This window comes from Mesorhizobium loti (assembly GCF_013170705.1).
Classification (GTDB): Bacteria; Pseudomonadota; Alphaproteobacteria; order Rhizobiales; family Rhizobiaceae; genus Mesorhizobium; species Mesorhizobium loti_D.
On sequence record NZ_CP033334.1, the window covers coordinates 3526950 to 3551994 of the forward strand.

General features: G+C 64.2%; 28 protein-coding genes and 1 tRNA gene. 12 read left to right on the forward strand and 17 right to left on the reverse strand.

What is annotated here, in order from left to right; all coding sequences use genetic code 11:
• The first annotated feature begins 105 nt into the window (after positions 1-105).
• From EB815_RS17130 to EB815_RS33610, 6 genes are all read left to right on the forward strand, one after another.
• Positions 106-822 (forward strand): outer membrane protein, encoded by a 717-nt coding sequence (locus EB815_RS17130; protein ID WP_056571504.1) that lies wholly within the window; start codon positions 106-108, stop codon positions 820-822.
• Between the two features lie 205 nt (positions 823-1027).
• The gene (locus tag EB815_RS17135; RefSeq protein ID WP_056571506.1) at positions 1028-1852 is read left to right on the forward strand and encodes an outer membrane beta-barrel protein; all 825 of its coding nucleotides are present in this window, start codon (positions 1028-1030) and stop codon (positions 1850-1852) included.
• Between the two features lie 170 nt (positions 1853-2022).
• Positions 2023-2451: a VOC family protein gene (locus tag EB815_RS17140; protein ID WP_056571508.1), complete on the forward strand. Its 429-nt coding sequence runs from the start codon at positions 2023-2025 to the stop codon at positions 2449-2451.
• Between the two features lie 120 nt (positions 2452-2571).
• Positions 2572-3189, forward strand: a complete 618-nt coding sequence (locus EB815_RS17145; protein ID WP_056571513.1) for a C39 family peptidase — start codon at positions 2572-2574, stop codon at positions 3187-3189.
• An 18-nt stretch (positions 3190-3207) separates the two neighbouring features.
• Positions 3208-4287, forward strand: a complete 1080-nt coding sequence (locus EB815_RS17150) for a D-alanine--D-alanine ligase family protein (protein WP_056571515.1) — start codon at positions 3208-3210, stop codon at positions 4285-4287.
• Between the two features lie 403 nt (positions 4288-4690).
• A complete protein-coding gene (locus tag EB815_RS33610) occupies positions 4691-4924 on the forward strand; it encodes a helix-turn-helix transcriptional regulator (RefSeq protein WP_244494083.1) in 234 nt (77 codons plus the stop codon).
• An 8-nt stretch (positions 4925-4932) separates the two neighbouring features.
• Here EB815_RS33610 and EB815_RS17160 read toward each other — a convergent pair whose 3' ends face one another.
• The 3 genes from EB815_RS17160 to EB815_RS17170 all read right to left on the reverse strand — a co-directional run bounded on the left by EB815_RS17160 (position 4933) and on the right by EB815_RS17170 (position 7441).
• Complete coding sequence (locus EB815_RS17160) at positions 4933-5880, reverse strand: oxidoreductase (protein ID WP_056571517.1); 948 nt, start codon at positions 5878-5880, stop codon at positions 4933-4935.
• Positions 5877-6746, reverse strand: a complete 870-nt coding sequence (locus EB815_RS17165; RefSeq protein WP_056571519.1) for an SDR family NAD(P)-dependent oxidoreductase — start codon at positions 6744-6746, stop codon at positions 5877-5879. The genes EB815_RS17160 and EB815_RS17165 overlap by 4 nt, the downstream gene beginning before the upstream one ends.
• A gap of 125 nt (positions 6747-6871) precedes the next feature.
• Entirely contained in the window at positions 6872-7441 is a 570-nt protein-coding gene (locus tag EB815_RS17170) for a TetR/AcrR family transcriptional regulator (protein WP_056571520.1), read from the reverse strand.
• A 173-nt stretch (positions 7442-7614) separates the two neighbouring features.
• Between EB815_RS17170 and EB815_RS17175 the strand changes: the two genes are divergently transcribed.
• The gene (locus EB815_RS17175) at positions 7615-9588 is read left to right on the forward strand and encodes an AI-2E family transporter (protein WP_056571523.1); all 1974 of its coding nucleotides are present in this window, start codon (positions 7615-7617) and stop codon (positions 9586-9588) included.
• A gap of 145 nt (positions 9589-9733) precedes the next feature.
• Here the strand turns inward: EB815_RS17175 and atzF are convergent, their stop codons facing one another.
• The 8 genes from atzF to EB815_RS17215 are packed head-to-tail and all read right to left on the reverse strand — an operon-like array spanning position 9734 to position 18015.
• Positions 9734-11554, reverse strand: a complete 1821-nt coding sequence (atzF, locus tag EB815_RS17180) for an allophanate hydrolase (RefSeq protein ID WP_056571526.1) — start codon at positions 11552-11554, stop codon at positions 9734-9736.
• Positions 11551-11901: a cupin domain-containing protein gene (locus tag EB815_RS17185; RefSeq protein WP_056571529.1), complete on the reverse strand. Its 351-nt coding sequence runs from the start codon at positions 11899-11901 to the stop codon at positions 11551-11553. The genes atzF and EB815_RS17185 overlap by 4 nt, the downstream gene beginning before the upstream one ends.
• Positions 11894-12562, reverse strand: coding sequence for a cysteine hydrolase family protein (locus tag EB815_RS17190; RefSeq protein WP_056571532.1), 669 nt, complete (start codon positions 12560-12562; stop codon positions 11894-11896). Before EB815_RS17190 ends, EB815_RS17185 begins: the two co-directional genes overlap by 8 nt.
• The gene (locus EB815_RS17195; RefSeq protein WP_056571535.1) at positions 12562-14091 is read right to left on the reverse strand and encodes an ABC transporter ATP-binding protein; all 1530 of its coding nucleotides are present in this window, start codon (positions 14089-14091) and stop codon (positions 12562-12564) included. The genes EB815_RS17190 and EB815_RS17195 overlap by 1 nt, the downstream gene beginning before the upstream one ends.
• A 10-nt stretch (positions 14092-14101) precedes the next feature.
• Positions 14102-14803, reverse strand: a complete 702-nt coding sequence (biuH, locus tag EB815_RS17200) for a biuret amidohydrolase (protein WP_056571538.1) — start codon at positions 14801-14803, stop codon at positions 14102-14104.
• Between the two features lie 14 nt (positions 14804-14817).
• Positions 14818-15744, reverse strand: a complete 927-nt coding sequence (locus tag EB815_RS17205) for an ABC transporter permease (protein ID WP_056571541.1) — start codon at positions 15742-15744, stop codon at positions 14818-14820.
• Entirely contained in the window at positions 15744-16868 is a 1125-nt protein-coding gene (locus EB815_RS17210; RefSeq protein WP_081294880.1) for an ABC transporter permease, read from the reverse strand. The genes EB815_RS17205 and EB815_RS17210 overlap by 1 nt, the downstream gene beginning before the upstream one ends.
• 19 nt (positions 16869-16887) lie before the next feature.
• Positions 16888-18015: a BMP family ABC transporter substrate-binding protein gene (locus tag EB815_RS17215; protein WP_056571547.1), complete on the reverse strand. Its 1128-nt coding sequence runs from the start codon at positions 18013-18015 to the stop codon at positions 16888-16890.
• 286 nt (positions 18016-18301) lie between these two features.
• On the opposite strand from EB815_RS17215, the gene EB815_RS17220 reads away from it, so the two are divergent.
• Positions 18302-19009: a GntR family transcriptional regulator gene (locus EB815_RS17220; protein ID WP_056571552.1), complete on the forward strand. Its 708-nt coding sequence runs from the start codon at positions 18302-18304 to the stop codon at positions 19007-19009.
• Positions 19010-19213: 204 nt separating this feature from the next.
• On the opposite strand, the gene EB815_RS17225 is transcribed toward EB815_RS17220, so the two are convergent.
• Positions 19214-20215: an aldo/keto reductase gene (locus tag EB815_RS17225; protein WP_056571554.1), complete on the reverse strand. Its 1002-nt coding sequence runs from the start codon at positions 20213-20215 to the stop codon at positions 19214-19216.
• A gap of 83 nt (positions 20216-20298) precedes the next feature.
• Here EB815_RS17225 and EB815_RS17230 point away from each other — a divergent pair, with 83 nt between their 5' ends.
• From EB815_RS17230 to EB815_RS17240, 3 genes are all read left to right on the forward strand, one after another.
• Positions 20299-20547: a hypothetical protein gene (locus tag EB815_RS17230; RefSeq protein ID WP_155772445.1), complete on the forward strand. Its 249-nt coding sequence runs from the start codon at positions 20299-20301 to the stop codon at positions 20545-20547.
• 312 nt (positions 20548-20859) lie between these two features.
• Positions 20860-21099: a hypothetical protein gene (locus EB815_RS17235; protein ID WP_056571560.1), complete on the forward strand. Its 240-nt coding sequence runs from the start codon at positions 20860-20862 to the stop codon at positions 21097-21099.
• Between the two features lie 97 nt (positions 21100-21196).
• Positions 21197-22285, forward strand: a complete 1089-nt coding sequence (locus EB815_RS17240; RefSeq protein WP_244494084.1) for a sensor histidine kinase — start codon at positions 21197-21199, stop codon at positions 22283-22285.
• Positions 22286-22441: 156 nt separating this feature from the next.
• Here the strand turns inward: EB815_RS17240 and EB815_RS17245 are convergent, their stop codons facing one another.
• The 5 genes from EB815_RS17245 to EB815_RS17265 all read right to left on the reverse strand — a co-directional run bounded on the left by EB815_RS17245 (position 22442) and on the right by EB815_RS17265 (position 23946).
• Positions 22442-22675, reverse strand: a complete 234-nt coding sequence (locus tag EB815_RS17245) for a DUF378 domain-containing protein (RefSeq protein WP_056571567.1) — start codon at positions 22673-22675, stop codon at positions 22442-22444.
• Positions 22676-22821: 146 nt separating this feature from the next.
• Entirely contained in the window at positions 22822-23067 is a 246-nt protein-coding gene (locus EB815_RS17250; RefSeq protein WP_056571570.1) for a DUF982 domain-containing protein, read from the reverse strand.
• A 137-nt stretch (positions 23068-23204) separates the two neighbouring features.
• The gene (locus EB815_RS17255; RefSeq protein WP_056571572.1) at positions 23205-23411 is read right to left on the reverse strand and encodes a hypothetical protein; all 207 of its coding nucleotides are present in this window, start codon (positions 23409-23411) and stop codon (positions 23205-23207) included.
• 154 nt (positions 23412-23565) lie between these two features.
• Positions 23566-23639, reverse strand: a tRNA-Gln gene (locus EB815_RS17260).
• Between the two features lie 37 nt (positions 23640-23676).
• Positions 23677-23946 carry a hypothetical protein gene (locus EB815_RS17265; protein WP_081294881.1) on the reverse strand — a complete coding sequence of 90 codons (270 nt, stop codon included), beginning with the start codon at positions 23944-23946 and terminating at the stop codon, positions 23677-23679.
• A gap of 515 nt (positions 23947-24461) precedes the next feature.
• On the opposite strand from EB815_RS17265, the gene EB815_RS17270 reads away from it, so the two are divergent.
• A complete protein-coding gene (locus EB815_RS17270; protein ID WP_056572137.1) occupies positions 24462-24755 on the forward strand; it encodes a hypothetical protein in 294 nt (97 codons plus the stop codon).
• The last annotated feature ends 290 nt before the right edge of the window (positions 24756-25045 follow it).

The window sequence follows — 25045 nt, forward strand, 5'->3', positions numbered from 1 at the left end:
GTGCGGTCCAGCCCAAGACGCGGGACGGCGAACAATGCAAGACCGCGATGTAGCGCCGCGAAGCACTTCCGCCGTGGCGAACATCTCGGGGACCGCGGACAAGCAATGAAAACGATACTTCTCGCCACAGCCTTCTTTCTTGCTCACGCCGGCATGGCTTCAGCCGCCGACGCCGGACTGCCGGCCTCGGCCACCTACAACTGGTCCGGCGGCTATATCGGCGCGCAGGCCGGATACGGATGGGGCGACGCAAGGGTCGGCCAGACTTTCGCACCTGACAGTTTTGGCGGCTACGGCTGGGGCTACGGCGGCCTTTCGGGCGGCCTCAGTGGCCTATATGCCGGCTATATGAAGCAGTTCGACGGCGGCCTGGTCCTCGGCGTCGAGGGCGATTACAACTTCGCAAATCTCAAGGACACGACCGTCTATCAGGCGCTGGGCGTCGACGATCCGGGCTTCGGCGGTGTGCTGGAACTGAACCCGATCGGGTCCGCTCGGCTGAGGGCCGGCTACGCGATGGATCGGTGGCTCCCCTTCGTCACCGCCGGCGTGGCGATGGCGCACTACAAGCACAGCACCGTCTTCCTTCCGAGCGGAGATGCCTATGCCGATGTCGAGGACACCATCGCGGGCTATGCGCTGGGCGCCGGCGCCGAATATGCTGTCAGCGACAATTGGGTGGTCCGGGGTGAATATCGCTTTGCCGACTTCGGCCGCCACACCTCCATACGGCACTCGACCTTCGATGGGGCCGCCGCGAACCCCGATGCGATCGAACTGAAGACGCACGATATCCGGCTCGGCATAGCCTACAGATTCTGAACGGTGTCGGCTGATGCCGAATGGTCACACCGGCGCGCCAAGTGCTGCGGCGCACCCCAGGACAATTCGCATGCGGTCCGGCCCAAGACGCGGCACGGCGAACGATGCAACACGGGAAGGCCCGTCAGCGCCGGCCGCGGTATCGGCCAATTGACGGTCATTCGCCGGACGCGGGGTCCGGAACGCATATTTTTCGGGGTTCTCAATGCATCGCTTTTTACTTGTCGTCGCTTCACTGGCCGCCACGACCTCCGCTTTCGCCGCGGACGCCCCGCCGCCGCTGGCCGAGGAGACAGTGGCGACGCCGCGGATTTCGGGTTACGGCGAACTCTATCTCGGCGGGCTCCGCTTTGTCGGCGACGATTACACGACCCGGGCCGGCGGCGGGGCAGCGCGCGTCAACATCGCATTCGCGCAGCGCTGGAACCTGCAGGGCGACCTGACATACGACCGCATATGGGGCCACTACGACCCCCTGGATGACTCGCGCGGCGCGGTCCATGGCTTCTATCGCGATCCCGATCGTTTTGCCGCCGGCATCTTCGCCGCCTACACATCGTTCGGCTTCGCCGAAGGCGTGACCGTCTACAACTATGCGGTCGGTCCGGAGGCCCAGCTCTACCTCGGCAACCTGACCCTTTACGGCCAGGCCAGTGTCGGCCAGCTCACCGTGAACGATTTTCACGGCGACCAATGGGGCGTGCGCGGCGTGGCGCGCTATTTCGTCCAGAAGAACCTTCGCCTCGATGCGGAGCTCGACTTCAACCAAACCGACTATAACGGCACCAGCGAGGACGTGGTCGGTGCCGCCGTCCAGGCAATGTATCGCTTCGACGAAACGCCATGGGCGGTGTTCGGACGTTACGAATTCGAACGGAGGAAGTTCGAAACGTCTACCGACGACATTAGGGCCAACAAGTTCGTCATCGGCCTGCGCGCCAGCTTCGGCAGCGACACGCTGTTCGACGAAGACCGCAACGGCGCCACCATGGATACCTACCGGTCCTCCTCGGTGATCAACACGAAGTGACGCGGCGGGCCGAGCGCGGCGGATGGTGTCCGGGAATTCACCAGCCGCCGCGCAGGGCCGGCTCGAGGGAGATCCAGCGAAACCAGGCAAGGCATGTCAGCTGACACCGTCGCCCGTATTGACGGCGCCCGGTCCGAATCTACATTCGGGGCTTTGCGAGGAGGATCTGCATGGAAACCCATGAATTGCATCGCGGCCGGCTCATCGACCATATCCAGCTGGTGGTAAGGGATCTCGCCGCCAGCCGGCGTTTCTACGAGGCGATCCTGCACGTGCTCGATGTGCCGATCGGCGGGACGGCAGCCGATTATTTCTGGTGCGACGAGCTGTTCATCTCCAGTGCCGACAGCCGCGCCGCGCTCGGACAGCTCACCGGCCGTCACCATCTGGCCTTCCAGGCAAGGGACCACGCGATGGTCGACGCCTTTTACAAGGCCGGATTGGCGGCCGGCGGCAAGGACAATGGCGCGCCAGGCGAGCGGCCCTATCATCCCGGTTACTACGCCGCTTTCCTGCTCGATCCGGACGGCAACAACATCGAGGCTGTTCATCACGGTCCGCACGCGCGCAGTACCCCTTCGGTGAGGATCACCTTCTGAGAGACTGTCTGGACATTCCACCCTGGCGGCAAGAACGAATTCGAAACAGTCCAAGCGTCGGCTTTTCTTTGATCTCGTATCCTCGTATACGAGATGGAATGAGCCGGCCCGAGGATTCGCATGAGCCCGTTGCCTGAAACCGTGCCGTTTTTCAGCCAGTGGGAAACGCCCGACATGACGCTGGCCGTGATCGCCGATGGCGCCCAAGCCGCGTTGCGGCGGGATCCGCTGTGGCGAGGATCAGGCGCGGATACGCTCGACGAATACGCGGTCTGGGCCGACAACATCTGCGGCATGGCGTGCCTCAAGATGATCCTGGCGACGCGGGGCGAGATCGTGCCGACGATCGAGCTGGCCAGGCGATGCACTGGATATGGCGGCTATGTCGTCAATGAAGGCTCGATCAAGGGCCTGATCTACGCGCCTTTCGTGGCCTTCGTGAAGGCGGAATTCGGCCTGGAGGCGCAGGTGATGACCAATGTCGCGACCGCGGACATCCCGGCGATCCTCAGGCAGTCGCGCTTCTTCATCGCTTCGGTCAGCAGCTCGATCCGCTGGCCCGAGCGCGAGCCGCCCTCGAAGGGCGGCCATCTGGTGCTGGTGACGGCCGCATCCGATGATGGTTTTCGCTTTCACAATCCATCCGGCCATACCAGCGCCACACAAGAGAACGCAATGTTGGCGCCATACGATTTCGACCGTTTCTTTGCCAATCGCGGCATTGCCGTCGCCATTTGATTTTTTCGAGGGGTTTCAATGATCGGGAAGACAAGGGTTGCCATCCTCTATGGCGGGCGCTCGGCCGAGCATGAGGTGTCGCGCCTGTCGGCGGCCAATGTGCTGAAGGCAATCGACCGGACGCGCTACGAGGTGGTCCCGATCGCCATTACCAGGGACGGCAGATGGCTGCTGCAACCGTTGTCCGAGGCTGATGTCGACGGGGCAGGGGCCGCGGTATCCGAGGACGGTATCGAGGTCGCCCTGCTGCCAGGCGGCAAGGGACGGCTGGTGGCCGTGCCGCACGGTGGAGCGCGGCATGACCTGCCGCCGGTCGACGTCGTCTTCCCCGTGCTGCACGGGCCGTTCGGCGAGGACGGCTCGGTGCAGGGCTATGCCGAGGTCGCCGATGTCGCCTATGTCGGCTGCGGCATCCTGGCCTCCGCCGTCGCCATGGACAAGGACGTCGCCAAGCGGCTGATGCGCGAGGCGGGGCTTGGGGTTGCCCGCTCCGTGACCGTGCATCGCAACGACAGAGGTTCGTTCCAGGAAATTGCCGGCGCGCTTGGGCTGCCCTTCTTCGCCAAGCCGGCGCGCCAGGGCTCCTCCTTCGGCGTGAGCAAGGTGAATGACAGGGATGGCTTCGAGCAGGCTGTCGAAACGGCCTTCCGCTATGACGGCAAGGTGCTGATCGAGGAGTTCGTCGAAGGCCGCGAAATCGAATGTTCGGTGCTGGAGCAGGCCGACGGCTCGCTCACGGTGTCGCTCCCCGGCGAGATCATTCCGGCCGGCAAGCATGGCTTCTACACCTATGAGGCCAAGTATCTCGACGCCGACGGCGCGGTGGTCCAGGTGCCCGCCAATGTGCCGGCCGCTGTTGCCGACAGAGCCAAGGAGATGGCCGCGCAGGCTTTCCGGGCGCTCGGCTGCGAGGCCATGGCGCGCGTCGACTTCTTCCTGCGCGCCGACGGTTCGCTGCTGGTCAACGAGGTCAACACGCTGCCGGGCTTCACCGACATTTCGATGTACGCCAAGGCGCTGGCGGCGATAGGCATCGGCTACAGCAGGGTTATCGACGTGCTGATCGAGCACGCGCTGGCGAGGTATGCGGCACGGTGATCGGCCGATACCGTTCGGGAGCAGTCTCCGCCCGCGCTTGCTTCCGTGTGGAGGCCGGCGGCAATCTATGGCCGCTCCCGTACGGGGTCATGATTTATGATCCCGTACGGTAACAAGTAGCTTTGATTTCATTCCGGCAAAGCATATGCTCCCGTTCGGGAGCGGAATCATGACCACACAGACACCCCCGCCTGAAAGCGCTGTCGAAATTGCGCGCCGCGCCGCACGATCCGCTCCCGCCGAGCAGGGGGATTTATTCGGGTCGCTGGCGCCGGCCGTCCCGACTGACGGCGTTTCGAACAAGCATGACGGGAGCCTTGGTGACCTCCGCGATGAACCCAGGCCCGTCCGTGCGGCGCTGCCACGGCGGCTACCTCCGGTCCGCGATGATGCCGGGGACGCCTTGGCGCAAGCGGCCTTGCAGGGGAGCACCATAACGTCGCCGGCGGATCTCGGCCGGCTGGTGCGCGCGGCCCGCAAGCGGCGAGATTTCTCCCAGCAGCAGTTCGCCGATCTCGCCGGGGTCGGCCGGCGCTTCCTGTCGGAGTTGGAGAACGGCAAGCCGACGCTCGAACTGGGGAAAGTCCTGAAGGTCGCCGGCACCGCCGGCATTACGCTGTTTGCCAGGGACGGCTGACGGGCGCATCAGGCCCCGCCCGGCCAGCCAACGCCGGTCAATTCCCGCGACACGTCCCAAAGCCGGGAGGCGACGGCAGTGTCGCGCGCGTGGCGGCCTATCCTTGCCTCGCCTACCGCGCCCTTCAGTTCGAACAGACCTTGCGGACCGTAATAGCCGCCCGGCTTCGCGTCGGGCGCGGTCGCGGCGAACAGCGTCGGCAGCGTGCCTTGCGCGGCCGACTGCGAAAGAACCGGCGCGAGCAGCCTGCCCAGCCAATCGAGCCACGACGGCCGGCCGTCGTGGCCCAGGCGTGGCCCGCTGGTCTGCAGGTCGGTGAGAGCGTAGCCGGGATGTGCCGCATTGCTCAGCAAGCCCCAGCCGTTGGCGTCGCTGCGGCGCTGCAGTTCGAAGGCGAACAGGATCATGGCGAGCTTGGACTGCGCGTAGGCGGCCCAGGGCCTGTAGCGCTTTTGCCATTGCAGGTCGTCGAAATGGATCGCCGCCTGGATGCGGTGGGCGCCGCTGCTGAGATTGACGACGCGCGTCCTGCTTCCCTTGCGCAGCATCGGCAGCAGGCGTCCGGTCAGGGCGAAGTGGCCGAGATAGTTGGTGCCGAACTGCAGTTCGAAGCCGTCGGCGGTTTCGTGGCGGGTCGGCGGGGTCATGACGCCGGCATTGTTGACCAGCAGGTCGATCCCCTCCCATTCGCCGGCGAGCTGGCCGGCGAAGGCTTCGACAGAGGCGAGGTCCGCGAGATCGAGATGGGCATAGCGCACGACGGCGCCGGGAACCTCGGCCTGGACGCGGCTCAGCGCATCCTTGCCCTTGGCTTCGTTGCGTCCCGTCATCAGCACGTCCGCGCCGGCTTGCGCCAGCGCCAGCGCCGTCTCGTAACCAAGGCCGCCGGTGGCGCCTGTGATCACCACCTTGCGCCCCTGCTGGGGCGGGATGTCGTGCGTGGTCCAGGCGCTCATGAGTGGCTCTCCCGCGACAGGAACGAAAGGTCGACACCCTCGATATCGATGGAGGTGCTGACCGGTGCCCATTCCTTCGCCGCATGCTGGCGCGCGGCTTCGGCCTGGGCAAAGACATGCAAGGCGTCGCTGCCGAGAATCAGGTGAGCGGGCAAGGAATCGCGCCCGGCGAGATCGACGATGACATCGGCGACCTTTCGCGGGTCGCCAATGGCATTGCCGACATAGGCCTTGAGCATGCCCAGCACAGCGCCGACGGTTGGCTCATAATCGGGCAGCAAGGCCGGCGCGGCGGCCAAGGCGGTGGCTCCCCAATCGGTGCGCATGCCGCCCGGCTCGACCGAAATGACCTTGACGCCGAAGGGGGCGAGTTCCAGCGCCAGCACTTCAGTCAGGCCGCCCACCGCCCATTTTGCCGCCTGGTAGGCGCTGAGGCCCGGCGTGGCCGTCCGCCCGCCGACCGAGGAGATGTTGATGATATGGCCCGAGCGCTGGGCACGCATGACCGGGATGGCCGCGCGGGCAAGATTGACGACTCCGTGGAGGTTGGTCTCGATCTGCGCCCGGAAATCAGCCTCCCTGGTCTGCTCGAACGGGCTGATATGGCCGAAGCCGGCATTGTTGACGAGAACGTCGAGACGTCCGAACGTCTCCAGCGCAAAATCCACGGAGGCCTGCGCGGCGGCGGGGTCGGTGACATCAAGCGCAAAGCCGCGCAGATGCCCGGTGTAGCGGCTTTCGAGCTCCGCGAGGCGGGTGACATCGCGCGCCGTCGCCACGACGCTGTTGCCGGCGGCAAGCGCCGCCTCGGTGATATCCAGCCCCAGCCCGCGGGCGCTGCCGGTGATCAACCAGACTTTCGACATTGTCTTTTCCTTTCGGTGCGTTGGCAAATAAACGAGTGATTAGGCACTCATTCATTCATGTTGATTTGGTCGCGAATTTGCGGTGGTCATGATCCGCGTGGTGCTGCTTGAGGCCTTGCCCAGAGCTACTTGGACATACCGCTCCAGAAAAACGCGAAGCCGGTCTCCTTGTAGTGTTCGCGTTGCCGAGGATCGCGGGCGATGAATTCGAGCGTCGTCTCCGCGAGGGCCTCGAAAATGCCTCCGGCAAAGGCCATCGAGCAGCCCTTCGGCCCGCCATCGACGAGGCTTTCCTCGATCATCCTGTTAATATCGCCGAAGGCCGCGTTGCCCTGACGCCTGCTCTGCTCGGTGATCCGCTCCGAGACGCTGAGCTGGCGCATGGCTTTGCGCTTCATGGGGTGTTTCGCGCCCCAGTCGATGAAGTTGTTCCAGACGTGGCGGCTGCGCTCGCGCACGCTGGCCTGCGACGGATACGAAGTCAGCAAGGCGTTGCCGAGATCGGTCTTGATCTCGAGGTAGAGCTGGTTGAGCAACTCATCCTTGCTGGCGAAGTAGTTGAAGAGCGTGCCTTCGGAGAGGCCGGCCTCCCTGGCGATCTTGGCCGTGGCCGCGCCGGTTCCAAGCGTCGCCACCAGTTCGGTAGCCGAAGCCAGGATTGCCTGACGTTTTTCTTCGCTGAGAGGGCGTGCCATGTCCAAGCCATTTGAGTGAGTGGTCACTCATTTATTGACATGTGCACAAAATGTCAAGCGCATGGAGCCATTCGGACCGGCGCCCGTTGGGGGAGCAGCGCACAGCCGCCGGCCAAGGTTGCACGCCGGTTCAATATATCGGACCATGGCCATTGGCAGGGGAGAGGTACAAGGTGGCGAACAATCGTCGGAATGGAATGGCGTCGCAGGGGCTGGACGACATTCTTTCGGCCGCCGCGCCCCACCCGCGAACGTCACTGCCAAATGTGGCGACCACCGTCACCGCGGTGGCTGCGCTGTATTTCGGGCGCGAGGTGTTCCTGCCGATCGCCATTGCACTGCTGCTGACCTTCGCGCTCGCGCCCTTGGTTTCGGCGCTCAAGCGGGTGGGCATTCCCAGGATCGCGGCTGTCATCGCCAGCGTGCTGGCCGCCTTCGCGGCACTTGCCCTGTTCAGCTTCATCGTCGCCACGCAGGTCAGCGAACTGGCGCAGAACATCCCGGTCTATCAGACCAACATCCTGGCCAAGATCCGCTCGCTCAAGGAAACCGGGGTCGGGGGAGGGATCATTTCGAGATTGAGCGGCGTGGTCGAGCGTGTCGGCCAGGAGATCGACAGGCAGGACGCAACGCTGCCGGCCGCCACGCCCGACAAGCCGCCGCGCGTGCCGGTGCCCGTCGAAATCGTCGCGCACGAAAGGCCGCTCGAGGTCCTGCAGAACATCGTCGGTCCGCTGATCAGCCCGCTCGGATCGGCCGGGCTGATCATTGTCGTCGTCATCTTCATGCTGCTCGAGCGGGAGGATTTGCGCGACCGCTTCATCAGGCTTGTCGGCTATGGCGACCTTCACCGCACCACCGAGGCGCTCCAGGATGCCGGCAAGCGCGTGGGGCTCTATCTGCTCATGCAATTGGTGGTCAACACCGTCTACGCCATTCCCATCGCGATCGGGCTGTGGATCCTCGGCATTCCCAATGCCTTGCTTTGGGGGTTGCTGGCGCTGGCGCTGCGTTTCGTTCCCTATATCGGCCCCGCCATCGGCATGCTTTTGCCGCTGTTCCTGGCGCTGGCCGTGGCGCCCGGCTGGGGACTCGTCCTGTGGACGGCCGCCTTGTTCGTGGTGATGGAACTGGTCACCGGCAATGTCGTCGAGCCCTGGCTCTACGGTTCGCGAACCGGGCTGTCGCCGCTGGCGATCATCGTCGCGGCGATCTTCTGGACGTGGCTGTGGGGGCCGCTGGGGCTGGTGCTGTCGACGCCGCTCACCGTCTGCCTGGTGGTTCTGGGCAGGCACGTGCCGCAGTTCGAATTCCTCGACGTGCTGTTCGGCAACGAGCCCGTCCTGGAACCTCATGCGCGGCTCTACCAGCGGCTTCTGGCCGGCGATCCGGACGAGGCCACCGATCATGCCGAGGAGATGCTGGAAGAAAAATACCTGGTCGAGTTCTACGACAAGGTCGCCATTCCGGCCCTTCTGCTGGGCGAACGGGACCGTGTGCGCGGCGTCATGGGTGACCTGCAAAGACGGCAAGTGGCGGCCAGCGCCCTGGTGCTGGTGGCCAATCTGGAGGACGAAGCGAAAGAGGAAGCGGGTGAGGAGGATGAGCAGGCCGAGGAGGGGGGCGAGCCCGGCGACGCGGCCGATGAGGACGCGGCCGACCTGCCAGACGGCACCGGCCTGTCGGTGCTTTGCGCCGGCGGGCGAGGCGAACTCGACGATGCCGCGGCCGCGATGCTGGCGCAGGTCCTGGAAGTCCAGGGGGCGACCGCGCCGAAGGCGGGCTTTGCCGACATGGAACCCGCCAGCATCCGCCGGCTCGAACTCGAAGCCATCGACACGGTCGTGGTCGGCTTCCTCAACCGCGATTCCGTCAAGCACGCCCGCTTCCTGGTTCGCCGGCTGAAGCGGGCGAAGGCGGCACTTCGGGTGGGCATCGTGTTCTGGTCGGAGACCGGCAACGGCGACAAGGAAGCGGCCGCCAGGCTCGCCGAGGACATCAGCGCGGATTTCGTCGCGCACGGCATGGCCGGCGCGGTGACGGGCGCGCTGTCGAAAGAGCCGCCGATCGCGTTGAAGCTCGTCGCCAAACGGCGCGCGCGACGGCGGGCGGCTCCGAGGAAGGTGGCGGCCGCGGCGGCTGGCTAGGGATGAAACCCGACTGCCGCGAGCGACCGGGTGGGCGGGCTCTCCCGGTAAAGGTGCTGATGGCGGCCTCGCGCCGCATATCGGCCATTAAGGTCACCTTCGCCGTTCCTGAAAGCAGACACCGTCGGAGACCCAGCTGAGGTTGCTAGGTCGCCAGAAGATTGGCCCTTTCTTGGTCGCATCTGACAAAACTACGCCAGCCACCATAGGCGGAGATATCGGAAGCGTCAGTCAGGCCGGCGGTTTCTACCAGAAACCCCTTGGCCGCGCTGCCGTCCTCGAGTTCGATCGTTCCTACGCCCAGCGGTGGGGGGATGGCGGCGACGAACCGTCCGAAGGCATCCGGGTCAAGCCGCCAGACCTCGACGTCTATTCGCATGCCATCCCTGGATACCCGGACGAGGCCAGGCTTGGGCACGGATTGGCCGGCAAGAGCATAGAGCCGGTAGGCAGGTGTGGTTTTCGTTACTCTCGAGAATTGGGCGCCTAGATCCCTTAGCTGACCGTTGAGCGGCATCCCCGAAAGATGCGCGCCGACCACCACCAGATCGATCGTCTGATCCTGCGCAATGTTGCCAGGCAACGCACTTCCCGGCTGCGGCCAGCCGGTCGCGCCAAGCGGCAGTCCGCTTGCGGCATGGATGTCGCGCGCAAGTGCCGCCGTCAGCCAATCTTTGCCTGCCGTGCCGAGCAAGGTCACGCTCATCGGCAGCCCGTCATGGCGCTTGCCGGTCGGCACGGCGATGCCGCACATGTCCAGCAGATTGACGAAATTGGTGTAGGTGCCGAGCCGGCTGTTGGTGGTGATCGGATCGGCGAGCACGGCATCCAGCGCGTAATGCGTCGGCGCGGTCGGCACGCAGAACAGGTCGACCGAGGCGACGGCCGAAGCGAGCTTCGCCTTACAGGCCTGCAGCGCATAGAGACCCTTGAAGGCATCGGCCGCCGACAGGCCGCGCGCACCGCCGATGATTTTCCGCGTCACCGGATGCATGGCGGCCTCGTTGGCATCCATGAAGTCGCGGACCGCGGCGTAGCGTTCGGCCACCCAGGCGCCTTCGTAGAGAAGACTGGCTGTGGCGTAGAAATCGCTGAACGGGATTTCGACCAGCCGGCAGCCAAGCGTTTCCAGAAGGCCAAGGGCCGTCTCGAAGCCGGCCTGCATCGAGGCGTCACCGAAGAACTTCAGGTCGCCTTTCGCAGGCACACCGACGCTCAGCACCGGCGGGCGCGCGGCAAACGCCGGCACCTTGATGGCGCGCGAATAGGCATCGGCGGCATCCTTGGCCGCCGCGACACCAAACACCGCATAGGCGTCGTCGACGGTGAGCGCGAACACCGAGATGCAATCTAGCGTACGGCAGGCCGGCACAACGCCGGCGGCCGAAAGTGCGCCGACAGTCGGCTTCAGCCCGACGATGTTGTTGAGGCCGGCAGGGATGCGGCCGGAGCCGGCGGTGTCGGTCCCGAGCGCGAAGGAGACGATGCCGCGCGCTGTCGCCACCGCCGATCCTGACGAGGAGCCGCCGGGCACCAGGCTGGCATCGACGGCGTTCCTCGGGATCGGATAGGGCGTGCGCACGCCGACCAGTCCGGTAGCGAACTGGTCGAGATTGGTCTTGCCCACCACCAGCGCGCCGGCTGCCTTCAGCCGCGCCACCACGGTGGCGTCGTGCTCCGGCACGTACGCATATTCGGCGCAGGCTGCCGTGGTCGGCATTCCCGCGACATCGATGTTGTCCTTGACCGCGAACGGCACGCCCCACAACGGCCTGCCCGCCGGATCGAACGGTCCGAGCTTTTGCGCCTGCGCCAGCATCTGTGCCTTGGCGGCGAGATGAATGAAGATGCCGGGATCGTCGGCTGCCGCGATGCGGGCGTGAACGGTATCGATCATGTTGGCAACACTGACACCGGCCGCATAGGCCGCATGCAGACTGCCGATGTCGAAGCGGATCTCGCTCATGTGGCCTCCCCCAGAATGATCACCGGCAGATCCCACTGAATCAACACCACGCAGCCGTCCTTCGTCCACACCGAATGCTCGGTCCCGACCGGGTTCAGGATGACGCTGCCCGCGGGATAACAGCCATTCTCGTCGCTCTGCGTGCCCTGGAGCACGACGATGGTTTCCAGCCCGACGTGGCGATGGCGCGGCACGCCGGCGCCGGCCCGGTAGTCGAGGATCGCGACCGACGGCTCGACCGGTCCGCCCTTGAGCAGCCAGTGCACAGTGATGCCCTCGCGAAAAGGCTCGAACGCCAGGTCGCGCCAGCCGCCATCGACGAGGCCGGCAAAACTCAGATTAGCCATTGGCAAGTCCCTGCAGCACCTGGTCGGTCGTCGCCGTCCAGCCGACAATGGCGCCCTGTGCGCGGATCATGGCGATGGCGGCTGCCTTGAACTCGGGAAAATAGCTTTCCGTCGCGTCCTCGGCGAGCAGGCACTCATAGCCGCGATCATTGGCCTCGCGCATCGTCGTCTGCACGCAGACCTCGGTGGTGACGCCGGCGAAAACCAGTTGCTGGGCGCCGAGATGCTTCAGTTCCTCACTGAGCCTGGTCGCATAGAACGCCCCCTTGCCGGGCTTCTCGATGATGATCTCGCCGGGCAGCGGCGCCAATTCGTCGAGGATGGCCGTTCCCGGCTCGCCGACGATCAGCACCCGGCCCATCGGGCCGACATCGCCGATGCGGATCGACGGATTGCCGCGGTCGCGCTTGGCCGGCGGCAGGTCGGAGAGGTCGGCGCGGTGGCACTCCATGGTGTGGATCACCGGCAGTCCGGCGGCGCGGAACCCTTCGATCAGCCGCTTCACCGTCGGTACGATCGCCGTGATCCGGCTGACATCGTTGCCCAGGCTGGCGCCGAAGCCGCCCGGCTCGGCGAAGTCGCGCTGCATGTCGATGACAACCAGCGCCATCGTGACGGGCTTGAACGCAAAGGCGAATGGCTGCGCGTCGATTTCAGCCATCAGTGATGCCCCGCCATATGCTCGCCGATGGTCTGCACGCTCGCTCTGGCGATCGGCGTCTCATAGACCAGAGCACCGTCCGACATGACAAAAATGCGGTCCGACAGTTCCAGCAACTCGTCGAGGTCCTCCGACATCAGCAGCACGGCGGCACCCGCATTGCGCGCCTTCATGATGCGGGCGCGGATTTCGGCCACCGCCGAGAAGTCGAGGCCGAAGCATGGGTTGGAGACGATCAGCAGGTCGACCTCGCCGGTTAGTTCGCGCGCCAGCACCGCACGCTGCACATTGCCGCCCGACAGCGAGGCGATGGGCGAGGACAGCGATGCGGTCTTGACCTTGAACTGTTCGACCAGTCGGCCGCTGAACGCGCGGATGGCGCCGGCGCTAATCCAATTGACCGGCTTGCCATTGCCGTCGATGTCGAAGGTCCGGAACGAGATGTTTTCGGCCACCGTCATTTTCGGTGCGCAGGCATTCTTCAGCGGCTCCTCGGGAATGAGCCGCACATTGAGCACCCGCGCCTCGGCGCGCGTCGCCGCATAAGCTTCGCCGCGCACCAGCACTTCGCCGGCGTCGCGCGGCCGCTGGCCGGCCAGCACTTCCAGGAATTCCTTCTGGCCGTTGCCGGAAATCCCGGCAATGCCTACGATCTCGCCCGAATGTACGCCGAGATCGGCGATGTTGATCGACTTCAACCCGGTGCGGTCCGGCGCCTTCAGCGACTTGATCTTCAGCACCGTCTCGGCATCGGCCTTGGGCGCCGTGCGACTGTCGAGCGCCGCGATCGGCTGGTCGCCGATCATCATCGCCGCCATCGCCTTGTGGTCGAGGTCGGCAACGCGGCCGGTTCCGGTGAGCTTGCCCTTGCGCAGCACGCTGACATCGTCGGCAAACGCCGTGACCTCATGGAATTTGTGCGAGATCATCAGCACGGTGAGGTCGCCGGCCTTGGTCATGTCGCGCACCAGCCCCAGCACCTCCTGTGCCTCACCGGGCGTCAGCACCGAGGTCGGCTCGTCCAGAACCAGGAAGGAGCGGCCGAGATAGAGCTGCTTGATGATTTCGAGCTTCTGCTTCTCGCCGGCGGCAAGCTCCGCCACCTTGACATTGAGCGGCAGCTTGAACGGCATGCGCTCCATGAACACGGCGAGCTCGGCGCCCTCCTTGCGCCAGTCGATAACGCCCGGCACCTTCTCGCGCGCGATGACAAGGTTCTCCGCTCCCGTCAGCGACGGCACCAGCGTGAAATGCTGGTAGACCATGCCGAGCCCAAGCGCCGAGGCGTCCCTGGGGCTGGCGATCTTAACTTCGCGCCCGTCGACCACGATGTCGCCGGAGGTCGGGTGATAAAAACCCATCATGCATTTGACCAGGGTCGACTTGCCGGCGCCATTCTCGCCGAGCAGCGCGTGGAAGGAGCCTGCCGGCACCTTCACCGAAACGCCGTCCAGCGCCGTGAAGCCGCCGAAACGCATGGTCATGCCGATGGTTTCGACGCCGACGGCTTTTCTGATGCTGTCACTCATCGCCGCCTCCTCACGGCAGCTGCGCGACGAGCACCTTCGAATTCGACACCGTGCCGAAAACGCCGCCCTGCATCTTGATCATCTTGATCGCCGCCAGATGGTTTCCGTAATCGGTCGCCCCGCAGCAATCCTCCAGCATCATGCACTCATAGCCACGGTCGTTGGCCTCGCGCATGGTTGTGTGCACGCAGACATCCGTGGTGATGCCGGTGAGCACGATGTTCCGGATGCCGCGCTGGTTGAGGATCAGCTCCATGTCGGTGGCGCAGAACGAGCCCTTGCCGGGCTTGTCGATGATCGGCTCGCCCTCGATCGGATAGAGGTCGGGGATGATGTCCCAACCCGGCTCGCCGCGCACCAGGATGCGCCCGCACGGACCGGCATCGCCAATGCCGGCATTGATGCGGCGCGAGCGCCAGCGCTTGTTGGCCGGCAGGTCGGCGAGATCGGGGCGATGCCCCTCGCGCGTGTGGATGATGGTGTAGCCCTTGGCCCGCATCGCCGACAGCACCGACTTGATCGGCTCGATCGGCGCGCGCACCAGCGACAAATCGTAGCCCATATGGTCGACATAGCCGCCCGGCCCGCAGAAATCGGTCTGCATGTCGATGATGATCAGTGCCGTGTTGTCGGGCCGCAGATCGCCATTGTAGGGCCACGGATAGGGCTCGGCATCGATCGTATGCTGGGTAATTTCGACTCTGGCGTTCACGGGCAAAACTCCAGTCATTTGGTGATAGACAGTTCGCCCGGCGCGCCCGCGAGCGAGCGGGTCGGCGACGAGGTGGCGATCATGATGATGAGGGTTAGGATGTAGGGGGCGGCGTAAAACAGGTAGTAGCCTTGGGTCACGCCTACAGATTGCAGCGCCGGGCCGAGCGCGCCGGCCCCGCCGAACAGAAGGGCGGCGGCAAAGCATCCCAGCGGGTTCCAGCGCGCGAAGATGACCAGCGCCACCGCCATCAGCCCCTGGCCCGACGAGATACGCTCGGTCCAGCTGCCGGGATAATAGAGCGACAGATAGGCGCCGCCGATGCCGGCCAGCGCGCCGCCGACGCCGGTGGCCAGCAGCCGTATAGTGTCGGGGTTGAGGCCCATGGCACGTGCCGCGTCCGAACTGTCGCCGACGACGCGCACGATGAGGCCGGCGCGGGTGTTGCGGAACGCCCACCACAGGATGACCGAAAGCACGGCCCCAATGAGAAACAGCACGTTGACGTCGAGCGCGGCCTGAACCTGCGGAATGTCCGACCAGCCGCCGAAGGGAATGGCCGGCAAATTGGGCGCCTTGGGCTTGATGAATGGCTTGCCGAAGAAGAAGGCGAGGCCCGAGCCGAACAGCATCAGCGCGATGCCGATGGCGATGTCGTTGACCTTCGGGAATTTGCAGATCCAGCCGTGGAACAGGCCGAAGCACAGTCCGGCGAAGGCCGCGGCAAGCAGGCCGAGCCAGGGCGAATTGGTCTTCACCGCCACCGCATAGGCGGTCATGGCGCCGAAGACGAGCGTGCCTTCAAGGCCCAGATTGATACGACCGGAGCGCTCGGTGATCGCCTCGCCCAACGAGACGAAGATGAACGGAGTGGAGACGCGGATGGCCCCGCCCAGTATGGCCAGCGGCACGCCCCACAGGCCGATCTCGGTAGCGCCCATCAGGAGGCTCCTTTCCAGAGATCGGGATTGAAGGCCTTAAAGCGGCCGTAGAAGGTTTCGCTGAACAGGATGACGATGAAGATCATGCCTTGCAGCACCAGCACCGTGGCGTCCGGCAGATCCATGCGGCGCTGGATCAGCCCGCCCGAGGCATCGATGCCGCCAAGCAGGATGGCGACGGGGATGATGGCCAGCGGGTTGTGGCGGGCAAGGAAGGCGACGAGGATGCCCGTGTAACCATAGCCGGCCGCCAGCGAGGCGTTGGCGCTGCCTTGCACGGCGGCGACTTCCAGCATGCCGGCAAGCCCGGCGAACCCGCCGGCGAGCGCCGTGAAGCCAACGATCAGAGGCCCGACCGCAAGCCCTTGCACTTGGGCCGCCCGCACATTGCCGCCGGCGATGCGCGCGGCAAATCCCCAGCGGGTCTTTTCGATGAGCACCCAGGAGAGAATGCAGGCGACGACGCCGACGACCAGCCCCCAATGCACGTCCATGCCCGGAATGTTGCCGATGCGGTACATGTCCGCCAGCGGCTGCGTCGACGGCTTGTTGAGCGAGGCCGGGTCACGTAGCGGCCCTTCCACCAACTGGTTCATCAGCGCGATTGCGATGTAGGCCATCAGCAGGCTGGAAATGGTTTCGTTGACGGCCCGGTAGTGGCGCAGCGCGCCGACGGCACCGATCCAGATGCCGCCGGCGGCCATGCCCGCCACGCCCATGGCAAGAATGACGATGAAGGAAGGCGCGCCGCTCAGCGCAACGCCGATGGCCGCGGCGCCGACGCCGCCGAGCACGATGGCGCCCTCGCCGCCGATGACGACGAGCCCAAGTCGCGCCGGCAGCGCCACGCACAGCGCCGCCAGAAGCAGCGGTGCGGCCCGCGACAGCGAGTTCTGGATCGAGAACCACGAGCCGAAGCCACCCCGCCACATGGTCTCGTAAAGCAGGATCGGCGACTTGCCGACAGCCAAGATGAACAGGCTGAACAGCGCCATGCCGACGACAAGTGCCGCGAGCGGAATGACGAAGGCCTCCGCCCGCCTCGCGATCCATTCCAGCGCCGGAGGATATCCCCTGGCTCCGAACAATGCCGGCATGCCGGCTCCTGTCACCGTATTAGCCATCGACCCGTTCCCCTCAAGATTAGGCGGTCGAGCCGACGACCCCGTCGACCAGATAGTCCATGCTTTCGAGTTCGATCGCGGTCTCCGGGAAGGCTTGGCCCGCGGTGGCCACGACTGCCCCCTTGTTGCTCTTCAGCGGACCCTTGATGACGGCGAAGCCGCCCTTCATCATTTCGGCCAGCGTGGCGTCGAACTGCTTGCGCGCCGGCTCGCCGACGGCGGGGCCGAGAGGGCTCATCTTGACGAAGCCGTCGGCGAGGCCGCCACGCGTGAAGTTGGGCAGCTGCGTGCCGGCCGTCAGCTCGTCGACGAACATCTTGTAGACCTTGGCCCAGTTCCACTCGGCGCCGGTGAGATATTTTTCCGGCGCCAGCGGGCTCTGGTTGGCGTGATAGCCGCAGACGAAGGCGCCGCGCCCGGCTGCCGTCTCGACCACCACTTTCGGGCTGTCGACATGGCAGGTGATGACGTCGGCGCCCTGGTCGACCAGGGCGTTGGTGGCTTCTGCTTCCTTGACCGCCAGCGACCATTCGCCGGTGAAGATGACCTGGCAAGTGATGGTCGGATCGACCGAGCGCGCGCCGAGCAGGAAGGAGTTTATGTTCAGCAAAACCTGCGGAATCGGTTTGGCGGCGACGAAGCCGAGCTTCTTGGTCTTCGATGTGTGGCCGGCGACGACGCCGTTGAGATACTGGCCCATGCCGATATAGCCGAAATAGGAGCCGGCATTCATCGGATGCTTGGCCTTGTCCCACATGCCGCCGCAATGGCGGAACTGCACGTCGGGAAACTTTTTGCACATGGCCAGCATGTGTGGATCGAAATAGCCGAACGAGGTCGGGAAGATCAGCGAGGCGCCATCGAGATTGATCATCGATTCCATCGTCTTCTGGACGTCGACCGTTTCCGGCACGTTCTCTTCCTCGACGATGGTGACGCCCTCGATGCCCTTCAGCACCGCCGCACCTTCGGCATGCGCCTGGTTGTAGCCATAGTCATCCTTCGGTCCGACATAGATGAAGCCGACGGTAGCGGTGGCGGCAAAGGCCCGGGAGATGGGAAAGGCCGCGGAGGCAAGCCCGAGCGCCGCCCCGGCGGCGGAGGTCTTGAGCAACTGGCGACGGCTAAGCATGAATTTGTCGGTCATCTCTTATGCTCCCCTATAGGACCCTTTTCCGGGTCGGTTAACGCCTTCTCAACAAAGTGCATGCAATCACTGTGCCAGTTGGGATTGATAAATTTATCTAATAAAATCAATGACACTTTTAACGCACTATGCACAAGCGAGAGGCAATTGCATGCACTTTTTGCCTTGAAAACAGCCAATTTGACAGGAAGATTAAAACATAGGCATAGAGAATGCGACTGAGTCGGGATCGTGCCGTCCAGCCAGTTGATTTCATGGCAGCCAACGCATGGGAGGCGAGACAGATATGTCGGGAAAGCGCAGCTTGATCCGGTCGGGCACGACCGTAGATCAGATGGTGCGGGCGATCGGCGACCGCATCGTCACCGGCGTGCTGCGTCCAGGCGAAAAGCTCGACGAGGTTTCGCTTGCCATCCGCTTCGAGGTCTCACGCACGCCGGTTCGCGAGGCGCTCGGCCAACTCAGCGCCATGGGTCTGGTCGAGCGGCGACCCAACCGGGGCGCCATCGTCGCAGTCGTTACGCAGGAGCATCTCGCCTCAATGTTCGAAAGCATGGCCGAGTTGGAAGGGATATGCGCGCGCTTCTGCGCAGAACGCATGACCGGCGGCGAGCGCCGCGCGCTGGAGGTCGAGCATCAGGCCTCGGCCCGCCTGGTGCGGCTGGGCGCCCAGGAAGACTACGAATATTTCAACACCGAATTCCACAGTCGGCTTTATCGCGGCGCTCACAGCACCCACATCTACGAACTGACCGTGATGACGCGTAGCCGGCTGGCGCCGTTCCGGCGGGCGCAATTCAGGCTTTCTGGTCGACTCGCCAAGTCTTGGCAGGAGCATGACGCCATCGTCACCGCGATCTTGCGCGGCGACGGCGCAACCGCTGGAGCAGCAGCAAAGGACCATGTCTCGATCGTCAGCGAGGCGAGCGCTGTCTTTGCCCTCGGCGAACAGCCGAAGGACGCAAGCCCGGCGATGCCGTTCACCGCCAGCTGACAAAGCAAAGCTTGCCGGACGGCAGGACTGGCGCAAAGCGGCCGAGGGGCCAAAGGCCGGTTAGTCGGAGATCTTAGTCGCAGCAAGCGGAACGTCCGCTAAGGCTTTTCGGACGCCAGAAGCTGCCCGTCCACTATCGGCCCCAAAGGCGACATCACAACATCGGCCTCGGCAATATCCGCTTCCTGCCGATCTCCACCATCTCTACCGGTCCACCATCGCCATGCCACGCTCGCCATAGCGTGGGCCGGCGATCTTCCCTGGCGCGAGCGCCTCGTCGAGCGCGGCCATTTCGGCGGCGTCGAGCTTCAGCGAGGCGGCGGCGATGTTCTCCTCCAGGTATTTTGTCCGCTTGGTGCCGGGGATCGGCACGATATCGACCGCGAAATCGCTTCCCTTGTACAGCAGCCAGGCGAGTGCGACCTGACCCGGCTTGACGCCTCGGGCCGTTGCCACGTCGCGCACCGTGCCGGCCGCCTCGACGTTGGCGTCGTAATTCCTGCCCTGGTAGCGCGGGTCGTCGCGGCGGTAGTCGCCTTCGGGATAGTCCTCGGCGCGCATGACGTCGCCGGTGAGAAAGCCACGGCCGAGCGGCGAGAACGGCACCAGGCCGATGCCGAGTTCACCGAGCAGCGGGATGATCTCTGGCTCCAGATTGCGCTCCCACAGCGAATATTCGCTTTGCACCGCCGAGACGGGATGCACGGCATGGGCGCGGCGAATGTTGGCGCTGCCTGCCTCCGACAGGCCGAAGAAGCGAACCTTGCCCTCGTCAACCAGCTTGCCGACCGCGCCGGCGACATCCTCCATCGGCACCGCCGGGTCGACGCGGTGCTGGTAGAGGAGGTCGATATGGTCGGTTCCGAGCCGGCCGAGCGAGGCGTCCACAACGTCTCTGATATGGCCGGGCCGGCTATCGACCCCAACCTGCTTGCCGTTTTCGATGCGGAAACCGAATTTGGTGGCGATGGTGACATGGCCGCGCTTGCCCTTCAGCGCCCGGCCGAGCAGGGCCTCGTTGCCGTACGGGCCATAGACCTCGGCGGTATCCAGGAAGGTGCAGCCGAGTTCGATGGCCCTATGCAGCGTGGCGATGGATTCGGCTTCGTCCGCCGGACCGTAGGACTGGCTCATGCCCATGCAGCCGAGGCCGATAGCCGAGACTTGCAGCCCCTGGCTGCCGAGTTTTCGCGTGGCAAGGGTCATGGCAGGGCGTCTCCGGTTAAAGGCTTCCCGGATCATATAGGGCGCCTGTCGGCACTGTCCCTGGATTACTGCATCGATGCGGATTGACCGAGATCGACTGGGGTGATCGCGCTCTCCTCGTCATCCTCGACGAGATGGTTTCCAAGCACAATCAAGCCACTGTTCAAGGCGTCGAATTCGATCGCCGCGCCAAGCAGTTGGGCGGCCTGCAGCACCAGGTGTTCAATGTCCTCAAGGGCGACGTTCTCGACCAGATTCCTCATCCGGACCTGTTCCGCCGTCGCCGAGATGTTGACGATCCCAGCCGTCTTGAATGCCTTCTGGACCGCTGAATGGACGTCGTCGCGCAAGCGCGTGGAGTAATCGTACCGCATTGAAACCTCCCAAGGGGAACGGTTTTCTGTCAAGATCGAAACATGAGCCCAGCGTGACGGGATGACAAGTAAATTTCCATAAAATACATAAATAAATCAATTAGTTATGATAGTTACAGGAATGTGTGTCCGGCGTTTGATACGCATCATGAGCCTGATACGCGGAGCGCTCACTGGCCGATCTTGACGTGTGACACGCACTACCCCAATTATAGAATAATGAGTTAGATACTAACTCGCTGTATTTTTAGTCTTGAGCGAGAGGCGCACATGGCTGAACTGGAACGGCCCGAACGGCTGCAAATCATGCTCACCGCCGACGAATTGGCGGCCTTGGAAAACTGGCGATTCGAGAAGCGCATGCCAAGCCGCTCGGCCGCGGTCAGGGAGTTGTTGCGACGTGGCCTTGCCTCGGATGGCTTCCTGACGGCCGAGCAGGGCGTCAAATCGCAAGACTTCGGCGTGCTGCCCGAGAGCGACGGCAAGATAAACGATCGGCCTTCGGAGTGAAATCCGTTTCGGTCGTGACGCGCGGCCCGTACGGATTGTCCTGGGGCGAGATTGCCTTGATCCGTTTGCGCGCTACCTCATGCAAATGAGCGATATCGTGGCGGCGACAGCTGACATCGGAGCAACCAACCAAAAACAGAGCGCGACCGCGGATGCGCGCCTTGCGGCGATCATCGATTCCTCTTTCGACGCCATCATCAGCAAGGATCTGAACAGCATCGTCACCAGCTGGAACCTGGCGGCCGAACGCATGTTCGGCTACAGCGCCGAGGAAGCGATTGGCCGGTCGATCGTCATGCTCATTCCCGATCACCTCAAGAGCGAGGAAATAGAGATTATCAGCCGGGTTCGCGCCGGCGAGCGGGTGGCCAGCTACGAGACGACGCGAAAGCGCAAGGACGGGGCGCTTATTTCTGTCTCGCTGACGGTTTCGCCGATCAAGAACGCCAATGGCGAGATCGTCGGCGCCTCGAAGATCGCCCGCGACATTTCCGCAGCCAAGGAGAGCGAGCGCAAGATCAGGCTGCTGATGCGAGAGGTCAACCATCGCGTCAAGAACCAGTTCGCGGTCATCCTGTCGATGGTCCGGGAGACGAGCAAGCGCTCGAATGACCCGCACGAGTTCGAGGAACTGATCCGTGCCCGCATCATGGCGCTTTCGCGTTCGCATGATCTGCTTGTCACCTCGGAATGGGCCGGCGCCAGCCTGTTCGACCTGATCCAGGAACATTTGAAGCCTTTCGGCCGCGAGGAGCAGATCCTGCTCTCCGGTCCGGTCCTGACGCTGCAGTCGAACGCGGTGCAGAATCTCGGCATGGCTTTCCACGAGCTCGGCACGAATTCGTCCAAATATGGCGCGCTTGGCAGCGAAGACGGCCGGATCGAAGTCACCTGGACGATCGGCTCCGGCACCCACGATGCCGGCGGCTCGGGCGAGCGTGAGTTCCAACTGCTTTGGAACGAGACATCCGCGCCCCGTCCCGACGACAGACGCGAAGAGACCACGCGCAAGGGATTCGGCACCGTCGTCCTGCAGCGGGTGGCGCCGCAGTCGCTTGGGGGCTCCGCCGTCCTCGAGCGGTCCGCGGGGCATCTCAGATGGCAGCTGGCCGCGCCGCTGGCAGCGATCATCGTGCCGCAACCCGGCACCGAGCCCGATGACGAAGCGCGCGGCTTCGGCATCTGACGCCCGTCAGAGACCTTGGTGTCGCGCTTATCCGACGGCGGGCACCTGCCGATGGCAATCGCGGAGCATGCGCGATGCGCGTAATAACGAGCGCTGCTCACGCGGCGCTGCGCTCAGGTGGGGCGGCAGGTTTTTTCCGCCGCCCCGGCCTGCCGGTCACCGATGATGCGGGAGATGCCTCTCGGCATCGACTTCTCCAACGGTGAAGCTCTGGAAGCCCGGCATGAGCTGCCATATGGCTGCAAGGCCTATGATCAGATAGGCAAGGCGGGCCAGCATGGCGCCCCCAAGGATCGTGCCGATTATATCATGGCCGGTCACAGCCATGGCCAGCCAGTTGAGGCCGCCAAGGATGATGAGGGCGAGCGTGACGAGATTCATGATGCGCATAAACGCCTCCTGATGTTGCCTGACAAAAAGACGCCTGCAAAAAAACGCCTGTCGTTTCAGTCGGTTCCATCGATCACGAGATTGTGAATAGGGACCGCGGCCCGTGAATTCGGGCGGCGACCGGTTCCCATTCGACCAGCCAGTTCCTACTCGACCAGTATGTGCGCTTCGCGCGCGGCCTCGACAAAGGCCTCCCTGGCGGTATCGGGGGACATGTCGCCGCTGGTCGCCCGGCGGCAGGCGCGCAGCGCGGACTGATGTTTCAGGCTACCGGCATCGCGCCAATGGGTCGTGAGCAATTCGATGGCTTGCTGCGTGTTGGACAGGTTGCGGGTTGCACCGGTGACACCGACAGAAACCACCACGGGTTTGGAAAACCAAGCGGTCTGCATTGGAACCTCGACGGCGTTGCGGATATTGAACGTTCGCGTCGGCGCAAAGTTTCATCCCTGCCAGTCACTGTCGCGTGAGGCTCGGTGGTGGCCGTCGGCGGCGACGGCAACCATCCCCCGACCGGCGGCGGGCAGGGCTAGAGGATGTTGGTCGTCACCTCGACGATGATCGCTGCGCCATCCAGTGTCCCGTCGGGGACATGCACGACGCGCGAAACCCGCAGGTCCTGCGGGCTTCCGTCGACCGACAGCGAAACGCTTTCTCCGATCCTGGGCACCGCCTGGAAAATTGCGTCGGTGGCGTCCGGCCGGTTGTCGATGGAAATGCGGCAGTTGACGGTCATGAAATGCCTCCTGTGTCTGGCCATGCCAGGTCGTCAACGCGGGGTCCATGAAATGGTTTCAGGAGCACCGGTTCCAAAACCGGGAGTTCGTAGACGCAATTCCATGGGATAACCGTTTCACGGTTTCCCGGAATTGCTCCAGCCGGTCGAAGACTGGTTCCCGCTCATGGGCTCGAACCACGATTCACGCCTTCAAAGGGCGCTGTCCTACCATTAGACGAAGCGGGAGAAGCTGGAACGGTTATGGCGCCAGTACGGCGAAGCGTCAATTCGGGAAGTTGTTGACCGGCTCTTCGCAGCGATAAACCGGGCAGTGTCCGTCGCGCGCCGGAATATAGGCCGACATCGGCACTTCCGGCCAGTCGCATTCATTGCCGAACTGCCTGACATAGCGGTCATAGGTGTTCGGGCCGGTGGTCAGCACCACCGCGCGGCGGCTCTGGATCATGGCCTGGACTTCGGCGCAGTTCATGGAACGGCTGTCGGGCCGCGCCTCGGCCAGACCGGTTGCCGCAAGCACGGTGCCCAAGGTCATCAACAAGATTCGAAAGCGAACCGATATCATTGTTACCTCTTCTAACGCGGTTTCGGTCGAAAGCCGCTTCACTTTTGCCGGAGGATCCCCGAGCGGGCTCTCATTGTCCACAGAACTCATCCTTCGTCCCGCCGGTTCCGCGACAGGCCAAGCATGAGGCCTGAACGCGGCGCGGCCATCGGCGCAACCAAATCGCGTGTCGCGCATTGCTGGGAATGGACAGGAAAGCTTACGAAACACCGCGGTGGTGGCCCGGAGACGAGGGCCGCGAGGCGATGTGCTGTTCCTTCTGCGGCGGCCGCGACCACCGCTATGAGGAGTGCCCGCAAAGGCCGGACCCGCCGGCTGCCCCGTCCGAGGACGATGCCGGGGAAACCCGCTGATCCGGTTTGCAGGTGGGCCGACGTCCGCCTTGATCCTATCACCGCCTTGGATGCCACCTTTTGCGCCGACAGGCGTTGTCCCTGCGAAAGGAAGGTCGCCACGGGGCGGCCGCGCAGGAGAAGGAGGCCGAGATGAAACCTCTCGCCATCGCGTCCCTGATGCTGGTGTTGGCAGCGCTGCCGGCGGCGGCACAGACGGATCAGCTGCAGAACCCGGCCCAGCAAGCCGACAAATGCCGTGTCCAGCCGGCGCAAGGCAAGCAGCCGTCCGGCGACGGCAATCTGACTGAAAAGCTCAATGATTGCGGCGGGGTGCTGAAGCCGCCGGCCACCGGCGACCAGGGAATGGCGGCGCCAGCGCCCGACCAAGGCAACACGCCGGTGATCAAGCCCGGCCAAGTGCCGGCGCAGCCGCCGTCCAAGTAGAAGCCAGGCTGGCGGCTTTGCCGCCGGGGTAATGGAACCTCACAGATCGGGAAACGTTTCCTTAACGAATCGGATTTGAAAGGACGGGAAACTTGAGGGATATTGCTAACACAGCCACGTTTATTGCCACCATCGCAATCGTGATCGTCCTTATGCTGATGGCGCCGAAGAGTTTCGGGTTCGAAACGTCTCATCCTATCGTGGATGGCGACCTGCCGGCCCAATAAAAGACCCGCTCCGCAAAAAAGCAGGCGAGGGCATCGCCTGCTTTTTTGTCAGGCGAAACCGCT

Coding starts and splice junctions, on each gene's coding strand:
- EB815_RS17250 (WP_056571570.1), bottom strand. CDS start 23,067: ATGCAGACCGCTTGGTTTTCCAAACCCGTGGTGGTTTCTGTCGGTGTC.
- EB815_RS17245 (WP_056571567.1), bottom strand. CDS start 22,675: ATGCGCATCATGAATCTCGTCACGCTCGCCCTCATCATCCTTGGCGGC.
- EB815_RS17145 (WP_056571513.1), top strand. CDS start 2,572: ATGAGCCCGTTGCCTGAAACCGTGCCGTTTTTCAGCCAGTGGGAAACG.
- EB815_RS17255 (WP_056571572.1), bottom strand. CDS start 23,411: ATGACCGTCAACTGCCGCATTTCCATCGACAACCGGCCGGACGCCACC.
- atzF (WP_056571526.1), bottom strand. CDS start 11,554: ATGAGCGAGATCCGCTTCGACATCGGCAGTCTGCATGCGGCCTATGCG.
- EB815_RS17270 (WP_056572137.1), top strand. CDS start 24,462: ATGAAACCTCTCGCCATCGCGTCCCTGATGCTGGTGTTGGCAGCGCTG.
- EB815_RS17150 (WP_056571515.1), top strand. CDS start 3,208: ATGATCGGGAAGACAAGGGTTGCCATCCTCTATGGCGGGCGCTCGGCC.
- EB815_RS17185 (WP_056571529.1), bottom strand. CDS start 11,901: ATGGCTAATCTGAGTTTTGCCGGCCTCGTCGATGGCGGCTGGCGCGAC.
- EB815_RS17190 (WP_056571532.1), bottom strand. CDS start 12,562: ATGGCTGAAATCGACGCGCAGCCATTCGCCTTTGCGTTCAAGCCCGTC.
- EB815_RS17225 (WP_056571554.1), bottom strand. CDS start 20,215: ATGACCCTTGCCACGCGAAAACTCGGCAGCCAGGGGCTGCAAGTCTCG.
- EB815_RS17265 (WP_081294881.1), bottom strand. CDS start 23,946: ATGACCTTGGGCACCGTGCTTGCGGCAACCGGTCTGGCCGAGGCGCGG.
- EB815_RS17165 (WP_056571519.1), bottom strand. CDS start 6,746: ATGTCGAAAGTCTGGTTGATCACCGGCAGCGCCCGCGGGCTGGGGCTG.
- EB815_RS17215 (WP_056571547.1), bottom strand. CDS start 18,015: ATGACCGACAAATTCATGCTTAGCCGTCGCCAGTTGCTCAAGACCTCC.
- EB815_RS17205 (WP_056571541.1), bottom strand. CDS start 15,744: ATGGGCGCTACCGAGATCGGCCTGTGGGGCGTGCCGCTGGCCATACTG.
- EB815_RS17160 (WP_056571517.1), bottom strand. CDS start 5,880: ATGAGCGCCTGGACCACGCACGACATCCCGCCCCAGCAGGGGCGCAAG.
- EB815_RS17130 (WP_056571504.1), top strand. CDS start 106: ATGAAAACGATACTTCTCGCCACAGCCTTCTTTCTTGCTCACGCCGGC.
- EB815_RS17135 (WP_056571506.1), top strand. CDS start 1,028: ATGCATCGCTTTTTACTTGTCGTCGCTTCACTGGCCGCCACGACCTCC.
- EB815_RS17220 (WP_056571552.1), top strand. CDS start 18,302: ATGTCGGGAAAGCGCAGCTTGATCCGGTCGGGCACGACCGTAGATCAG.
- EB815_RS17170 (WP_056571520.1), bottom strand. CDS start 7,441: ATGGCACGCCCTCTCAGCGAAGAAAAACGTCAGGCAATCCTGGCTTCG.
- EB815_RS17140 (WP_056571508.1), top strand. CDS start 2,023: ATGGAAACCCATGAATTGCATCGCGGCCGGCTCATCGACCATATCCAG.
- EB815_RS17235 (WP_056571560.1), top strand. CDS start 20,860: ATGGCTGAACTGGAACGGCCCGAACGGCTGCAAATCATGCTCACCGCC.
- EB815_RS17195 (WP_056571535.1), bottom strand. CDS start 14,091: ATGAGTGACAGCATCAGAAAAGCCGTCGGCGTCGAAACCATCGGCATG.
- EB815_RS17210 (WP_081294880.1), bottom strand. CDS start 16,868: ATGGCTAATACGGTGACAGGAGCCGGCATGCCGGCATTGTTCGGAGCC.